This is a genomic window from Danxiaibacter flavus (genome assembly GCF_041060425.1).
Taxonomy (GTDB): domain Bacteria; phylum Bacteroidota; class Bacteroidia; order Chitinophagales; family Chitinophagaceae; genus Danxiaibacter; species Danxiaibacter flavus.
The window spans coordinates 240,800-257,827 of record NZ_JAULBC010000008.1; the positions used below are offsets into that span (position 1 = coordinate 240,800).

Consider the following 17,028-nt stretch of genomic DNA (forward strand, 5'->3'; position numbering starts at 1 on the left):
CCATGAGAAAGATAATTACTACAAGCTTGTTCATTTTAGCAAGCTTAATGCTGCGAGCTCAACAATCCGGAAGCTTTATCGTAAAAGGGGACTTGGATAAATTTTATCCTGTAACATTTAGTGATGGCAACTTTTGGACAAATATAGCAACAGAAGTAGAGATCGGACGTTCAGACGTTCACAGGGATGGAAGCTGGAGAGGAAGCCTGATCTCAAAATTCCGCTATCACACAAATAACTGGGGTCAGGGTGCCAATTTTGTTGACGCAGATATTCGAAACAATATAGGCGCTGTTGCCATAAACAATTTTATAGCAGGCTGGAAAGATGTTACTTCAGCAAACGGTGATGCAAAAATCATTATTTGGTTACGCGGAGGGACAAATACTTACTACTACAAGGGTAACGCAAACATAAGTCCTGTTGTGTTTGACGGCGTACAAAATCTATTGCCATACCAGGAAACAAACGGTCCAACATACTCCTACAAAACTGCTGTAGATAGTTACGTCAATACAAATGGTGCTACGTTGGGCAACAACTTATATGTAACAGGACCAAGCGCCTTGAACGGTACAACAACTGTTAAAGGTGTAATTACGAGTGATGTTACAGGCGTGGATATAGGAGGAACGCTGAGTCTTAAGAATCCCGCGAAGACAGCTGCTGGATCTGCAAGTGAATGGAAGATCTATAACATGTCTGGTATATATGGCAACAGCCTGCAGTTCTGGGCTTACGATAATATAAGTTGCGCCCCAGGTGGAATGTGTACCAATCGCTTTACATTAATGGATAATGGAAATGTTGGCATCGGCTCTATTAAGCCCACCGAGAAACTTTCGGTCAATGGAACAGTTCTGGCAAAGAAAGTCCGCGTGTCTCAGGCTGCATCTGACTGGCCTGACTATGTATTCGATTCATCTTATAACCTTCCTTCTTTAGATGCTGTTTCATCTTTTATTAGGGACAATAAACATCTGCCCGAAATGCCTTCTGTTTCAGTCGTTGAGAAGGAGGGTCATGATTTGGGTGAAGTGCAAAAGTTGCTATTAAAAAAGGTTGAGGAGTTGACATTGTACGTGATAAAACAGGACGATAAAATAAAAGCGCTCTCTCAACAAAATGCATTGATGGAAGCAAAAATAAAACAGATGGAGACTACGAAATAACTTTTCCTAAACCAATAAACATACAACATGATGAAAGCTGGTATTCTTTTAATAATATTCAATTTATTAATGGTAACTCTTTTGCATTCACAGCCGGCAGTTACCCCTAATCTCATAAGAAACAGCTACATGAACCTGACAGAACCTAACGGCTCTCCTTCAGGCTATACATGCACAAATAATCTTAACCTGGCAGCTGTGCATCCATTCACCAAAGGTTTTGAAGGCCCATATTTACAATACCGTCCGGCAAGTGCAAATGCATCTACAGAAAATGCAACTGAGCAATCACCGTATTGGTTTGGTACCTGGAACAAAGGGCCTAGAATTGGCAGAGGAGGCCTGGCCGATGGATGGGGAAGTTTCGGTGATGGCCATATCCTTAAGATCTCAGGAACCAATACTGGCGAGCATACGTTTATGACTTTTCCTTTTGAGCGCAACATCCAGGGAGATCTTTTTCGCTTGCAAGGCTGGATAAAAATTGTTTCTGCAGATTGGGTAAATTTTGGAGTTGACGCAGGTTATCAAAACCAGCCTTATGGAAGTTTTACATTATCAAAAACGCAAACGGATGCTGCGCCGGATGGCTGGTATCGTATTGATAAGATAATGGGTATGTCCCGCATTACTGCCTTGGGCGGTCACGCCTTTAGCATGGGTTTTGGCGGAAAGAACATTGAAGTGTATTTCGCTCTGCCACATCTTAGCCTGGTAGAAAATAATTCCTGGCTGCCAAGCGTCAGTGATATGTTGAGCCGCGATGGCTTGACCATTCATCCAATAAATGGAAACGTCGGCATCGGAACGATTAGTCCAACAGAAAAACTTTCTGTAAACGGTAACATCCGCACGCAAAAAGTAATTGTGACGCAAACAGGATGGCCTGATTATGTGTTCGATTCGTCGTATAACCTTCCTTCATTAGAATCGGTTTCGTCTTTTATCAGGGATAATAAACACCTGCCTGAAATGCCTTCCGCATCAGCTATTGAGCAAGACGGACATGATTTAGGGGAGGTGCAAAAGTTGTTGTTGAAGAAAACCGAAGAACTAACATTATATCTCTTGCAGCAATCTCAACAAATAAAAACACTGCAGAATGAAAACAATAACCTGAAGTTGAAGGTAGAAGAATCCAATAGATCACGACAATCCCAGGAATCCAAATTTAGTCAGCAAAAGAGCGCGATCAAAAAGCTCCAGGAACAATTGCGACAACTCACGGAAAGCAAGCAACCCGAAAAAAAATAAATATGAATTACTTAAAAACAAAAGATTCGAAAGTATTACTTAAATCCATAAGCCTGTTCATTTGCATTGGCTTATGCACTTCTATATGGGCGCAGGTAAATATTCAAACTGGCAGTGCCGAATACACCATTCCAGTTTTTAGTCATATCGATCCGAAAAGTGGCCTCTCACACGATGTAACCATTAGTTATTCCTCCGGCCAGGGCATTAAGGTAAACCAGATTGCCTCTAACATAGGTTTAGGATGGAGTCTTAGTTGCGGGGGTGAAATTATTCGTGTTCAACACGGAGAACCTGACGATCAGTACAATCCTGAAGATATAGTTAGAAATTTGAGTGATGCAGATGCGGAGAAGTTTATCTATGAGCAAACGAATCCAACGCTTTATAGTAAATTTTATCCTAATGGATTTTTGTACAAGAAGTATGACATAAACTATCTTCCTAAACAAATAGCATTTCAACCACGATTTGGGAATGATGAGAAAAACAACTACAAAATGGGTCCCAAGCCAAGTGAAGATACTCAGCAGGATGTCTTTATTTTAAATATCGGAGGGCTTGTCAAAGAATTTGTTATAGGCAAAAATTTCCAGGTTAAATCTCTTGACGGCGCATTATTCAGAACCGAGATTTTGCGGGAAGCGGACAACGACAGAACTTTTTACAATCAAAATATTCTCACCAAGATTAAAGGATTTGTGATTACTGATGAAACGGGAAGGAAGTATACTTTCGATAAATATGATGTGGAGGAGCTGCATCAATCCCAGCAACAGGCTTATTATTTCTTTTATCAAAGACCGACCGGTAAATTCATTATCAATCGTTGGATACTGACCTCAATAACAGAGCCTGTAACAAATAGAAGCATATCCTTTGAGTATAGCCAGGAAGATTGGAAATATATTACCGATATTTCAGAGGCGCAGGTATGGAAAGATAACGGAAACGGAAGCCAAAGCGTATTGCAGATGACTCAGACTGCCGGGGCTGCGCATGCAACCCAGTACGTAATTAAAAAAATAAATTTTCCTGATAATGCCAACATTCAGTTCATCTACAATAACGCGTCGCGAGTGGATTTGCTGGGGTCTGCCTATTTATCAAAGATCGAAGTATATCAGAATGAGCAACTGATAAAAAGGGTGGTAACAGACCCCGCGTACTTCTATCAAAAAGATATATTATCCCCAGGTCAGGCCATTCTGAACTCGTATGATCTGTATCCAACCTATAATATGAGTCTGCAATCTTCTACAAATGCGTACCGGTATAGACTTGCACTAAGGTCTTTGTCGGTATACGGCAGAGACCAGAAAGAAGAACTAACATATTCTTTTGATTATTTTACCGGTAAGGAAAATGCAAATACTTCGGTTGCTGTACCCTCCAGGTTAGACAATTACCGGGATCATTCAGGACTTTACAACTCAAAACGATATTCAGCCTCTCTTTATACCCAGAACGAAAACATAAATCCTGACCAGGATTTTGCGGTGCTCGGGTTGTTAAAACGCATCAAGACGCCTTTATCCGGAACGATCACTTTTGAGTATAAAGCAACAAGCTCTACAAAGCTTAATGAAAACCTGGTGTTAGTAGATAAGTATACAATTTCCGACTTAATTAATGGCTCAGCTTACACAAAAGCATTTCGTTATTGCCTCAATCTTAGTCCGGTTGTAACAAATAATTGTTCTTATGCAAATTCTGTATATCAGAATGCATTTGTAGGTGAAAGTCCAGGTGCCACAGGCTATTTAGGGCAGCAAATGACTATAACATATTTTAAGGACTCTAAAAATAAGGTTGGACAGTATCTGTTTTATTCTGCTCCCACGCCGGAATTGAAAGCCGTGCAGGGTATTGTAACAACAGCACTCGCGGCGTTTATCGGGCCGTACCTTGGTCCTTTCTCTTCTTTTATTGTCAATATTGCGGGTTCAGTATTGGATGATCTTTTTGGCAGCCAGCTAAGTATTTATACAATTACCAATAAAATGAACCAGGCGCAATTGAATACTAATCCGTTGCCGTCAACATTAGGAATAACTATAGAATTTGATTTGATCAACAATACTATGTATCCAAGTAAGCTTTATCAATTCAGTACTACGGCAAATCAAAATGTAATACAACCAAGCTATTTTCCTTATTCGGCAAAACAAAGAACAGATCCGGGAAAATATGGTAATCTTATTCAGGTGCAGTATTACAATAGGGATAGTAAGGTTGTGTATTCTAAAGCGCTGGAATATAGTTATTCAAAAATAACACTGGACGACAACTTCAAATCAGCTAAGTATGGACCAAGAAACTATTATTCAGGACCATATACCCAAACTCCTTATGTTGCTGGAGGAGCTATTAGTGATTCATGGATTGTTTCAGACTTTTACAACTACTCCCAGGGATGGTCTTCAGTCAGTAAAGAAACAGAAGAAACTGCTAATACGGCAAATACAACAAAAACAACTACTTCGAAAAGCTATGTCTACAATAGTAGAAATAATTCTGTTAAACAGAGTTGTTCAACGGAAAGTGATGATAAATTATCCGGATACAATACTTTTTATGCAATAGATTATTGGGACACATATGCGAATAATACGGTGCTGAAAAAGATGAAGGATAATAATATGGTTGCTACTCCTTGTGCAACCATTGCCTGGTATAAAACATCTGCGTCCGCAACAATGTATAATGTAACCGGTATTGTAGTTACAGATTACGATATCAATTGCTTGAAACCGGCAACGGTTAAAAGTTATAGAATTGACAATCCAATACAGGTCACAGAGGCAGTTTTAAATTCCTATGATCCGTTTAGCTCAACTTCGTTTGCAAGTTCATTACCCGCCGATGTTATTGCTAAAAACATTTATTCAGACAATATATTGACAGAAACCTACAGCAATAACAATACTGCGGTAAGCGCTATAAAATATGATTACAATAACTGGCTGCCATGTGCAAGTATTACAAATGCCGCCTTTAACCAGGTGTCTTACACTTCTTTTGAAAATGCTAATGTCGATGGCTGGCAATATAATGCCGGAGGTGCTGTAAGCGATGATAAGGCTGTTACCGGAAAAATGGTTTACAATCTTTCAGGATCAAACGGCACAATAACAAGAACCGGGCTTACAGCCAGTCAAACATACAGAATTACCGTCTGGGCAAAGGCGAACAATGTAACTGTAAATGGCATGGCTGGCGTTGTGCTGTTTAGTGCAAGCGGCTACAACTTATTACAGTTCATGATTACCGGTGCCGCTTCTGTTACAATAAGTGGTAACACCGTAATTGATGAATTGCGTTTACTGCCCGCGGATGCCAGAATGGCTACTATAGGCTACGATCCTGTAACACGTCTGAAAATAAGCGAATGTGACAGCAATAACCGGATGACTTTGTATGAATACGATAGCTGGGGGAGGCTGAGTGTTGTTCGCGATGAAAACAGAAATATTATTAGTACAACAGAATACAACCTTAAAAAATAACCCTTATGCAACTTAAAAAATACACGAGCCTTATTTGCATGTTGCTTTGCACATGGGTAAGCGCACAGTACAAAATTGTAGGACCTTTAATAGTGAAGCCAGGAACCAATGCTTTTTTTTATGTGTCCGACGGCTCCTCTCAATGTAGTTACTGTACAGGCAGTTGGTCCCTAATGACAGGAGGAGATCTGTCGTCAAAAACTAATAACTCCTGTTATTTCACAGCCCCTTCGTCCGACAATGCAGACGGTTATAGCGTTGGTATGATAAGTTATAGTTCCTACAATGGATACTACATGCCTGTTTATCAATTTGTAGTATCAAATAATTACCTGGATCAGCGTTCACAAATGGTGGAAAAAGGTAAAACGGGAACGATCAGTTTTAACTATTATATCAGGAACAACCAGGATATAAAAAATATATCCTGGCAACAATCATCGGACAAAGTTCTTGGATGGTATACTATTGCAGGAAGCAGCACAACTTTGCAGGTTCCATATCCTACAACATCGCCAACTTATTACCGCTGTGTGTTTTCCTATAACGGTCAAACTATAACTACAGAGCCGTCTGAGGTGCTTGCCGAAGGATATGAGAACTTAAGTTACGTGAGAACCAATCGTGTTTTGGTTCCGGGAATGCAGAACATAGAAGCTGTAAGCAATTTGCCAATAGGACAACGCTTTCAGTTAGTTAATTACCTGGATGGTCTGGGGCGCACTACAGAAACTATTCGGAAGGATGCTGCCATAACTACAACAGGTACATCAATGGATCTTGTTTCATTTAATACATTTGATGAGTATGGCAGGCAGGATAAAAGTTATTTGCCTTTTCCCACACTTGTAAACAAGGCCGCCTATAAGCCCAACCCTGAAGCGCTGCAGACTTCCGCTTTGAATGGTAAATTTGAATCTGACAATTATTTTTATTCGAAAAACGTTTTTGATAACAGTCCGCTTAACCGCATTACAAAATCAATGCGCCCCGGAGTTTCGTGGGTTGGAAGTAACGTCGGCGTTAATTATACTTATGACTGCAATAATAGCACCGAGATTATCAAGAAGTGGTCAATAGGCTATAGCAGTAGCGACAGGCCTGTTACAACCGGTAAATATGACGCAGCGAAGCTGGTGAAGAATACTGCTACTGATGAAAAGGGGAAACGTACAATTACTTATTCAGATTTTAGCGGACAAACAATTTTGGTTAAAGTTCAAGACAAAGAAGGTGCAGCATTGGAAGAAAACGGCCATGGCGGGTGGTTATGCACTTACTACGTATATGATGGCTTTGGAAGATTACGTTACAAACTTACACCCGGTGCGGTAGAGTTACTGCGGGTAATGTATGATGTAAATGCAACATGGAGCGTAAATGAAGATATAGCTGCGGAACTTTGTTATTATAATATTTATGACAACAGGGGAAGAATTATTGCACAACATTCGCCGGGCGCAGGAGAAAATGAGATCGTGTATGATAAGCGAAACCGCCCGATATTTACCAGGGATGCCAAAGACAAACAGCTTAGCCGATGGATGCTGACCTGCTATGATGCGCTGAATAGGCCCATTCTTTCCGGTTTTATATCTACCAGTTATGATAGGGCATATCTTCAAACTTACCTGGATGGCCAGGCCCTGGCTAACTCATCTGTGTCTTTTGAGCCGTCTACTTCAGCCGTATTGCCGCAATTGGTAGTTGGTGAGCGCGTAGCCGGAACTGAAGAATACACTGCAAGTGAAGAGATTGTTTTTAATCCCGGCTTTGAATCTGAAGCATCGGCAAATTTTATAGCTCAGATAAGTACCGGTACTGGTGGCAATGCATCGCCCGATATTTCATTGCTTGGAAATCCGGTACCTGCGGGTATAACCATTGTAACACTGTCTGTTAATTTTTACGATGATTACGCCTATGGCGGGGCTAAAACGTTTAGCGATAAATATGGCTTTCCGGCAACAAGCAATGCTTATGTACTTGCAACCAAAAGAACAGAAAGAACGCTGGATATGTTAACGGGCCGGCAAGTTCGTGTTATAGATGACAACAATTATAACAACGATGGTTTTTCCGGAACTACCATATATTATAACGAAGATGGCAATACGCTGCAGGTATTATCAGATAATTATTTTAAAGGAACAGATATATATACTAGTCAATACGATTTTTCTGGCAAAGAGTTAGCTAATTGCCTTTCTCAGACATTGCCCGGTACTTCCTTAAAAGATTTCAGAACAGTAACCGGTTATGAGTATGATATATTAGGCCGGCTACAGTCTTTGTCCAAAAGTTACGGTGGCTCCGTTTATAAAAAGCTGGTGCAATACACTTATGATGAATTGGGAAGAACGACGCAGCAAAAGTTATCTCCTTCTTATAATGGCAATGCCGGTATAGAAAGGCTTGACTACAACTACAGTATCCATGGCGCATTAACCGGCATTAATAAAAATTACGCTTTGCAAACGGCCAATAACCAACAATGGAATAATTACTTTGGTGAATATTTGGGTTATGATAACAGGGATGCGCAGTTTTCAGCCGCAAGCTTAAATGGCAATATCAGCGGAGTAATATGGAAAAGCCAAAGTGATAACAAGCCGAGACGGTATGATTATAATTACACAAATGCCGGATATTTGAATGCTGCGCAATTTGTACAAAAAGAAAAGCCTTCAGACTCCTGGTCCGCTGCGAAGATGAATGCATCTGTGCCAACGTTGCAATACGACGCAAATGGCAATTTGCTCGCCATGTCTCAAATGGGCCTGCGGGCGGGGCAATCTACACCCGCATTAATAGACGACCTTATTTATGGCTATGATAAAAGCGGGTACAGTAACAGACTTGTAAGTGTTACCGATAGAGCATCTAATCCGGCCAACCCTCCGGCGGGAGCAGATTTCACAAACGGAACGGGATTACCTGCAAACCATTACACATATGATGCGGCAGGTAATTTAACCCGCGATTATAACAAAGGAATGGGTAATGCAGCCAACGAAGGGATACTGTATAATATACTAAACAGGCCATGCCGTATAGAGATACAGGGTAAATACAGTCTTTCATATATCTACGATGCAGATGGAGCGTTGCTTGCAAAAAAGATCACCAATACTGCCACAGGTTCGTATAAATGGCAATATTTCGTGGACGGACTTGCACTTGAAAACAATACACCGCTTTATTTCTCTAACGAAACAGGGCGGTTGCGGATTAGTAAAGTAAGCAGTTATGCAATAAGCCCCGCTCCGTCTTTGACGATTGGCGGTAACGACGGCCTTGTGATTAATGGAAAGCCCGCTTTTTACGACTTCTATATAACAGATCACCAGGGTAGTACACGAATGGTACTTACTGAAGAACAACATGCAGAAATGCACCTCGCAACCATGGAAGACAGGAACGCCGACCAAAAAGCCTATGAAGAAAGCACGTTTGGTAAACAGGGATCAGGTAATGAAGTAGTGGCAAGCAGATGGGATACACCACCGGCCTGGGCAAGTCATTATAATGATGCTGCAAATAGAAAAGTGAGCAGACTAAATCAAGGCCTTCCGGTTGGCCCCAATGTGTTGTTGAAAGTAATGGCCGGTGATATGCTAAAAATAAGCACCGATTATTTTTACAACGAGGCTGTTACTACAGGCAGCAATGGTTTAAGTAATGTAGTAAATTCTTTGGTTGGGGCCTTATCAGGAAGTGGGCCAGCAGCAGGATTAAAAGGTGCCGCATCTCAATTACAATCGCAATTGCTTAATTCGGGAGATCTGGCGAATTTTTTAAACAATCCGGATGGCGTTACCAATAATAATCTACCCAGGGCTTATCTTAATTGGTTGTTCTTTGACGAAAACTTTAATCCGATACCTTCTGATGCTACTACCGGAAATGGTAGTGGCGCTATGAGAGTGACAGGTTCAGGAGATGGCAAAGCTCTTGTTCAATCTGGTATAAAAGTGCCTGCCAGCGGTTATGCTTTTGTGTATGTAAGCAATACAAGCAGCACCAATGTGTATTTTGATAATCTTAAAATAATACATGAACGCGGCCGTATTTTGCAGGAGCATCATTATTATCCCTATGGTTTAGAAATAGCTAGCATTAGCAGCAGGGCTTTTGGTAAGCTGGATAACGGTTGGCGTTATCAGGGAACATTTAGTGAATTTGAAGAAGAAACCGGATGGACTAATTTTGATTTGAGAAGTTATGATGCACAATTGGGACGATGGACAAGTGTAGATCCTTATGACCAATATGCGAGTGGGTATGTGGGTATGGGAAGTAATCCGGTGAATGGAGTGGATGAAGATGGGGGATTAAGTATTCCTCTCTTATTTGCTACAACTGCTGCCGGCGCTGGCATTGGTTATTTGATGGCTCCAGAACGAGAAAAAGGAAGAGGCGCATTAATAGGCGCAGGCATTGGATTAGGCGCAGGAATAATTGCAAATATTAGCCTGAACGGAATAATGGATTATGCCGATCCTCATAAAGGAGTGTACGCTCAGAATGTATATGACAATTATGCTGATCGATTCGAAAAATATACAAAAGAGTTTTCAAACGGATATTGGTCGCGTTCTTTCGATGCGTGGGTTGACGACAAGTTGTCTGATCTCTTCAGTAATAGTTATCATTTTTTAGGATCAGTTACTAATTCTAAATTCTCTTGGATAACAATTGATCAATTATCTTCATCAATGATAAATATTATAACCAGGGAAATCGGACGGACAAATTATGAAATGCGATATGTTCAAAGTTATGCTCCGGATTTTATAGAACGCTCTTACGATTTTAAGGGCATGGGAAGACAAATGCGCGTAGAAATGGGTAAAGGCGGACGCAATACTACTGTTGATATTTTTAAGAATGATGAAAAGAATGAAGTGCTTAACAATGATCACAATGTGTCACGCATATATAAGGTAAGAAAGAATGTTTTTAAAGTTAGATATAATCCCGGGTATAAAACGGAATATTTTTCGCTGCCTATTGTTAATGGACAACCTCAAATACCCCCTGTGACAGTATCTAATTCGAAGAAGATTAAAATCCAACTACGAGTAAAAAATAATCATACATACTAATCAAAACAAACATGGGAGAAAAGGTCTTATCGTGCCTGGTTATCTTTTTATTATTTCAAGAGGGAGTCTTTGCACAGAATAAAACTGTTTTCAAAGAAGACTTTGAGAAAAGGTATTTGAAGACGCCAAATAATTCAGAGACAGTTTTTTGTATTGGAACATACACTCCTAAACAAAAGGATGCTGCTCCATTAATTTCTAACTCATTACAAGTGCCATTTGGTGAATACTATACAAATTACTCGTCATGTGAGGATAGTACTGTTAAGAATTTTTATACTTCAGTTTTCGTCTATGATGAAGTCGTAGAAAATAACAGAGATTTTATGGTAATTAAAATGGATACAATTTTAGATGTTGGAAAGCAGTATAGGATAACTTTAAAAGTAAAAATTGATCCCTGTGCTGGCTATACAATTGACAGCTTGGGTTTTTCATTCTTTAATGATGAAAAAGCTATTGGGAAGTTTTTTAGAGAGGGTTTTGAAAACGGACATTTCGAAAACAATATATCCATGAAAGAAGCGAACACTTGCAAATGGCAAATATTTAAGTGTGAGTTTGTTTGCAATGGCGCCGGAGAGTATTTAATGATCGGGAATTATAGGTTAAATAATCAAATAAAATTGCCCAAGGAACAAAAAAATAATTGTCCATATAGGGACAAGCAAAATGATAATTACTCAAAAATATATAACAAAAAAGATGGCATGCTGGCAACTTGCTATCTTTTTTTAGATGATATAATAATTTCGGAACTGTGATTTTTTTGTCGCAGTTGATGTTGGGGGCAACATGCTAATGAAGCAAATCCTCACATACTTTTGAGGCTGTTACTACAGGCAGCAATGGTTTAAGTGATGTAGTAAATTCTTTGGTTGGTGCCTTATCAGGAAGCGCGTCAGCGGCAGGATTAAAAGGTGCCGCATCTCAATTACAGGCGCAATTGCTTAATTCGGGAGATCTGGCGAATTTTTTAAACAATCCGGATGGCGTTACCAATAATAATCTACCCAGGGCTTATCTTAATTGGTTGTTCTTTGACGAAAACTTTGATCCGATAGCTTCTGATGCTACTACCGGAAATGGTAGTGGCGCTATGAGAGTGACAGGTTCCGGAGATTGGCAAATCTCTTGTTCAATCCGGTATAAAAGTGCCTGCCAGCGGATATGCTTTCGTGTATGTAAGTAATACAAGCAGCACCAATGTGTATTTTGACAATCTTAAAATAATACATGAACGCGGCCGTATTTTACAGGAGCATCATTATTATCCTTATGGTTTAGAGATAGCTAACATTAGCAGCAGGGCTTATGGTAAGTTGGATAATGGTTGGCGCTATCAGGGAACATTTAGCGAATTTGAAGAGGAAACCGGATGGACTAATTTTGATTTGAGAAGTTATGATGCACAATTGGGGCGATGGATAAGTGTAGATCCTTATGATCAGTATGCGAGTGGGTATGTGGGTATGGAAAGTCCGGTGAATGGAGTGGATGAAGATGGAGGATTAAGCTTGAATTTTGGTGAGTTGGGAGGAGTAACTGGAAGTGTTTTGGTCGACAGATTATTGGTGACTGCAGGCGGAGCAGCCCTTGGCTACGGAATTGACAAGTTAACGGGAGGTAAGGATATGTGGGCGCTGCAATTGGTGCCACTGTTGGTTTTGGTGCGACGTTTATACCTCCGATGGATTTTGAAAAAACTATTTCTGAACTGTATTACAAATACGGCTCATTTAATGTACGCGATTTGGTTAACAATAACCCAGATCTTTTAAATGCTTTAATAGACGATTTAAAGCGATTGACAGGGTTATCTTTTAATGTTGCTAATGGCCTACTAGGATATTCCAGAGTTCGACATTTAGGAAGCACTGGTTTGGGCAGCATTGGCTATAATAGACGTTCATATAGCAGCTCTTATGCCCGGAAATTGGTGGTTGAAATGTTAGATAATATTCGTACGACAACCGTAGTATCCAATACGGGTTCCGGCAATTATGTGCCAAATGCCAATCTCGATGAAATCAATCTTGATGAAGTGGAAGGAGAAGTGTTGCAAAACGGAGTAAGCTCTAACTTAAATCCTAATACGTTCAGCATGGGTATGATTTTACTGCATGAATGGGGGCATACAATTTCAGGAGGGCAATATGAGGATGTAGATTATGATAATAACGGCAACGCAATTGATGGTAAGAATGAAGGGTTTAATGAACTTGCACATGACTATAACAGGATCAGGAGGCAGATGGGGCGTTATTCACTTCAATCTTGGCGCAGGAGGAAGACTTATAATTTAGATACTATGGGACAAACTGGCTATATGGCAATGAATAGAACTTCGCGAAGAAGGATATTGAAAACATATTATCGTCACAGACCATTTCGACTACCAAGTCATTCGAAATTTATAAAAATACCATGAGACAATTAATATACAGCGCCTTCCTTGTTTGTCTATGTACAGACTTACAGGGACAAACCTTTGAAAGTAGGAATGTTTTAAAGAACGTACTCGGCTTACCTTGGGTTGATGATGCCCTAAAGAATAAAAAAAGTATTTGTATTGAGGTAGAAATACCTAAGCAACTCGATGAATCCAAATTAGTTGGCTTTTCGGATACTGTATTGCCAGTAAAGTATTCAAGTTTATTTTACAACAAAATGATGCGTTCAGGAAAATTTTGTTCATCATTTTTTAATAAGCCATTATTCACGGATAATTCTTCGAACGACTCAATAGTCATCGAGCCACAAAGCTGTAAAAAGTATAAGGCTTTAACAGCTTATCAAGTCCAAAAAAATAACGAATTGGAGTCTTGCCTTATCGTGTCAAGTAGACAGTTAGTGTTGCCATTTGAGAAAGTTAAAATGGGTGAAATTACATATCTATTTTTGCGTCGTATAAATGATGTGAAATATTATCTGACGATTATTAACGTTAAGTATAATTAGCAGTCAGTGAATTGAATGGCGATCGTTTCTCCCTTGTTGGTGTTGGACATTTACATTGCAACCTTCGGTCGTGTGTTGGGCTGCCAGTTGAGCGTCGGCAAACCAGCAACTAACTTGGGTGTTTGAAAAATGGCCCAACAGGGCAGGAATGTTTTGGAGAATAGCGCTACAATTCAATCGGTCTGTGACTCCAGCCTATTTCCTGTTACGTGAGATTTTACAATTCCAATCCCAATGTACGTAGAATTAATTTTATGAAACTATTTCTATTTGTTGCTGCTCTCCTTTTTTGCGGATGCACTTCTTTTGATAACATGAGTAGAGATGTAATGCACGAAACTCGAAAGTATAATCGAAAGCCAATACTTGTGGCTGCCAATCAAGACAGTATTCAACGATTTTTTGTATTAAACGCAGACAGTCGATTTTATTATTGTGAGGATCCTTTAAAATCTCGAAATCGTCATCAAAAATTCTATGATGGCTCATATCTTGAGCTCGGTAATACATTGCATTTAATTTTTCATAAGGATCATAAACCTGAAAACATGATGCCTTATATGATTCATCTGGCAAATACCTGATCTATCCCTTCAAGTCAGGAAACTTGAAAACTTACCTGCAGATATCGCCAGCAAAGTAATGAGAAGGGAATCAATGTCATTTGCTGTTGGGTGCAGGGATAGAGTATTTGGCCGCGCGGCCAATATGCGAGTGGGTAATATTAAATCAAAAATAATGAGTAGGTATTCTATTTTTTTGTGGGTGATTTTTATTAGCTGTTTTAGCTGCGAAAGTATCAGTAAGGCAAGATCGACAAGTGGCACTAAGTTGGAAGGTTCGCACTGGAAATTGCTTTATAGCAGGGTTGGTGATAGCGTAATAAATTTTTGTCCAGATTCCACAAAGTATTTTACACTTGTGTTCTATGCAAAAAAATTTAAAGGGTTTAATGGCAGCTTTAGTATAAAAGGGTTTTCAGATGACACCACTTCCGCCTTTTACACTCATAGACCTTATACCGGCTTTTATAGGCTTTATGGTGATCAAGGGATAAGTCTATATTGGTTCAATAAAATAAGCTGGTCAATGGATTTTAACAAGCATGCATTAGGTCAAGCCATTGCCCAAATTTTTAGATTGGACGGCCAGTATCGATTTGTTAATAGGCAACTTATTCTAGAAAGTCAGTCACATGAAATAGACAAATTTATCGTAATCATATCGGAGCTAGTAGAATAAGGATATTTAGTCTCCTGTTTTTTTCGAAGCCTCATGTTGTGCAATTCAGTGTATGCTGTTTTGCAGTTTTTGATGTTGCACATTTGCGCTACTGCTGTTGTTGAATGCGTCGGCATCTAGTCAGTGCCGGCATACCAACAACTACTTTATGTTTGAGATGCTATGATAACTAAGTATAGTGAATGATTTATTTTAGAAAATATTTATGAAAACTAATTACATAATATGGGTATATGTTTGTTTGGCATCTTGTTACACTATCCCCAAAAAGACAGCTTCAAAGCCGTTTATTAAAAATTACATTCAAGAATTTCGATTAGCCAAAGGAGATAGTGTAATTGATAAGCTATCTTATATAGACTCAATGCAATTAGTTGAAAAACGATTTATAAGAAGCAGAAAGGTTTATTATATATTGAATTTCTATTTCAAAAACCATGATGCAGACATGTTAGCCAAAGACAGTACTGGTTCATATTTTGGATATTGTGGAGGTAGTTTGCTGTTAATTCCTTACGATATTCGAAATGATAGTGCTATCTGTAGTATTCAAAAAAATTCAAAAATGCCATATGGAGTATGCGATTATTCAAAAGTGTTAGATGAGATAATCAGAGTAGGTCATGTGAAGACTGTATATATCAGTGAAGAGAAGTTGGCTATTACAGATTCGATAGGACGAAGTGCTATTTTTATTAGATAATGTTTGTTACAGCCATTGGTTTTGCACATTCACGCCTCCGCCATGTTAGTGTGTCGGGCTGATAGCTAATAGCCCGCACACTAACAACTAATTTGGGTGTTGCATGTTTATAAAACAATAGCCCATATACTTTTCTAAAAATGAAAAACAATCGTGTGTTTTAAATAATGAACTATTATGAAACTAATTAAATTATGTTTTGCCTTGATGTTGTTTTTTTTCAAAGCGCGATTAGTCAAAACAAGAAAATTCTTGCATTAAATTTTGACGAACCGGAATATTTAAGAAAAGAAATGCAAAAAAAATATTACATGATTGATCCCTATTTACCAGCACAAAAAGCTTTCGTAACAATTCTTTCTAGCGCGGACGACACTGTTTACGCAAATACTTCTTGTTTCGATACCAGTAGCTATAAATATGGAAATTATATTAGCTTGACATTATATCGTAAGGGATCACTAAGTAGAAATCTTTTTGTAATAAAACTGGATACTGCTTTATGTACTGATAAAAGGTATCGAATAAGGTATGACTCCAAATATCATATGTACACAAATTACCAGGTGGATTCTTTGCAAGTGCTGTTTGTTAAAGAGGAGAATGATATCAAGCGTTGGCTGGCAGGGAAACCATTCAATGGAATGTATGTTGATTTTTCTCTGGCGAGGGTGAATAACAGACGCTGGCAATCAGTAGCCAAAGACTTTGTGAGTGATGGTGATTATCGCTATATGGTTATTGGCAACCTTAAAGATGATGAACCAACAGGGGTAAATAAAGTAAATAATTGTCCATATTCTAAAAAGCCCAAAGGCTACTGGGATTATAGTGAATTGTTTGTCGGTAACATTTTTATAGATGAATACTAGCATTGTTAATTGCGTGTTTTTTTCTGATGAGACTTAAGCGTGATAGCTTCTGATGCTGCTACCGGAAATGGGAAGGGCGCTAAATCCAATGATTGATGCCTTTTCTCCAAATGTTGTTGGCGAAGTCAAAATTTCAAAAATTGGATTTAAGTGGACTAAGCTCTTACCAAAATGGGATCTTGAACCTCGTAGAGAAGATGGCCCAAC

Annotated in this window: 11 protein-coding genes; all 11 read left to right on the forward strand. The window is 39.2% G+C overall.

The window, feature by feature from the left end:
- Positions 1 to 2 precede the first annotated feature (2 nt).
- The 11 genes from QTN47_RS22690 (at position 3) to QTN47_RS22740 (ending at position 16,821) form a co-directional block, all read left to right on the forward strand.
- Positions 3 to 1,172, forward strand: a complete 1,170-nt coding sequence (locus QTN47_RS22690) for a hypothetical protein (protein WP_369331726.1) — start codon at positions 3 to 5, stop codon at positions 1,170 to 1,172.
- 27 nt (positions 1,173 to 1,199) lie between these two features.
- A complete protein-coding gene (locus tag QTN47_RS22695) occupies positions 1,200 to 2,426 on the forward strand; it encodes a hypothetical protein (protein WP_369331727.1) in 1,227 nt (408 codons plus the stop codon).
- A 2-nt stretch (positions 2,427 to 2,428) separates the two neighbouring features.
- The gene (locus QTN47_RS22700) at positions 2,429 to 5,935 is read left to right on the forward strand and encodes a hypothetical protein (RefSeq protein ID WP_369331728.1); all 3,507 of its coding nucleotides are present in this window, start codon (positions 2,429 to 2,431) and stop codon (positions 5,933 to 5,935) included.
- A 5-nt stretch (positions 5,936 to 5,940) separates the two neighbouring features.
- Positions 5,941 to 11,043, forward strand: a complete 5,103-nt coding sequence (locus QTN47_RS22705; RefSeq protein ID WP_369331729.1) for a DUF6443 domain-containing protein — start codon at positions 5,941 to 5,943, stop codon at positions 11,041 to 11,043.
- 11 nt (positions 11,044 to 11,054) lie between these two features.
- On the forward strand, positions 11,055 to 11,807 hold the full coding sequence (locus QTN47_RS22710) for a hypothetical protein (protein WP_369331730.1): 753 nt from the start codon (positions 11,055 to 11,057) through the stop codon (positions 11,805 to 11,807).
- A 110-nt stretch (positions 11,808 to 11,917) separates the two neighbouring features.
- A complete protein-coding gene (locus tag QTN47_RS22715) occupies positions 11,918 to 12,235 on the forward strand; it encodes a hypothetical protein (RefSeq protein WP_369331731.1) in 318 nt (105 codons plus the stop codon).
- On the forward strand, positions 12,198 to 12,824 hold the full coding sequence (locus QTN47_RS22720; protein ID WP_369331732.1) for an RHS repeat-associated core domain-containing protein: 627 nt from the start codon (positions 12,198 to 12,200) through the stop codon (positions 12,822 to 12,824). The genes QTN47_RS22715 and QTN47_RS22720 overlap by 38 nt, the downstream gene beginning before the upstream one ends.
- Positions 12,734 to 13,474, forward strand: a complete 741-nt coding sequence (locus QTN47_RS22725) for a hypothetical protein (RefSeq protein WP_369331733.1) — start codon at positions 12,734 to 12,736, stop codon at positions 13,472 to 13,474. The genes QTN47_RS22720 and QTN47_RS22725 overlap by 91 nt, the downstream gene beginning before the upstream one ends.
- Positions 13,471 to 14,004: a hypothetical protein gene (locus QTN47_RS22730; RefSeq protein ID WP_369331734.1), complete on the forward strand. Its 534-nt coding sequence runs from the start codon at positions 13,471 to 13,473 to the stop codon at positions 14,002 to 14,004. The genes QTN47_RS22725 and QTN47_RS22730 overlap by 4 nt, the downstream gene beginning before the upstream one ends.
- Positions 14,005 to 15,451: 1,447 nt before the next feature.
- Positions 15,452 to 15,949, forward strand: a complete 498-nt coding sequence (locus QTN47_RS22735; RefSeq protein WP_369331735.1) for a hypothetical protein — start codon at positions 15,452 to 15,454, stop codon at positions 15,947 to 15,949.
- Positions 15,950 to 16,143: 194 nt separating this feature from the next.
- Positions 16,144 to 16,821: a hypothetical protein gene (locus tag QTN47_RS22740; RefSeq protein WP_369331736.1), complete on the forward strand. Its 678-nt coding sequence runs from the start codon at positions 16,144 to 16,146 to the stop codon at positions 16,819 to 16,821.
- The last annotated feature ends 207 nt before the right edge of the window (positions 16,822 to 17,028 follow it).

Bases quoted from the DNA above. Each gene is read 5' to 3' on its own strand.
- QTN47_RS22730 (WP_369331734.1), top strand. From the start codon at position 13,471: ATGAGACAATTAATATACAGCGCCTTCCTTGTTTGTCTATGTACAGAC.
- QTN47_RS22705 (WP_369331729.1), top strand. From the start codon at position 5,941: ATGCAACTTAAAAAATACACGAGCCTTATTTGCATGTTGCTTTGCACA.
- QTN47_RS22735 (WP_369331735.1), top strand. From the start codon at position 15,452: ATGAAAACTAATTACATAATATGGGTATATGTTTGTTTGGCATCTTGT.
- QTN47_RS22710 (WP_369331730.1), top strand. From the start codon at position 11,055: ATGGGAGAAAAGGTCTTATCGTGCCTGGTTATCTTTTTATTATTTCAA.
- QTN47_RS22700 (WP_369331728.1), top strand. From the start codon at position 2,429: ATGAATTACTTAAAAACAAAAGATTCGAAAGTATTACTTAAATCCATA.
- QTN47_RS22695 (WP_369331727.1), top strand. From the start codon at position 1,200: ATGATGAAAGCTGGTATTCTTTTAATAATATTCAATTTATTAATGGTA.
- QTN47_RS22690 (WP_369331726.1), top strand. From the start codon at position 3: ATGAGAAAGATAATTACTACAAGCTTGTTCATTTTAGCAAGCTTAATG.
- QTN47_RS22725 (WP_369331733.1), top strand. From the start codon at position 12,734: ATGGATTTTGAAAAAACTATTTCTGAACTGTATTACAAATACGGCTCA.
- QTN47_RS22740 (WP_369331736.1), top strand. From the start codon at position 16,144: ATGTTTTGCCTTGATGTTGTTTTTTTTCAAAGCGCGATTAGTCAAAAC.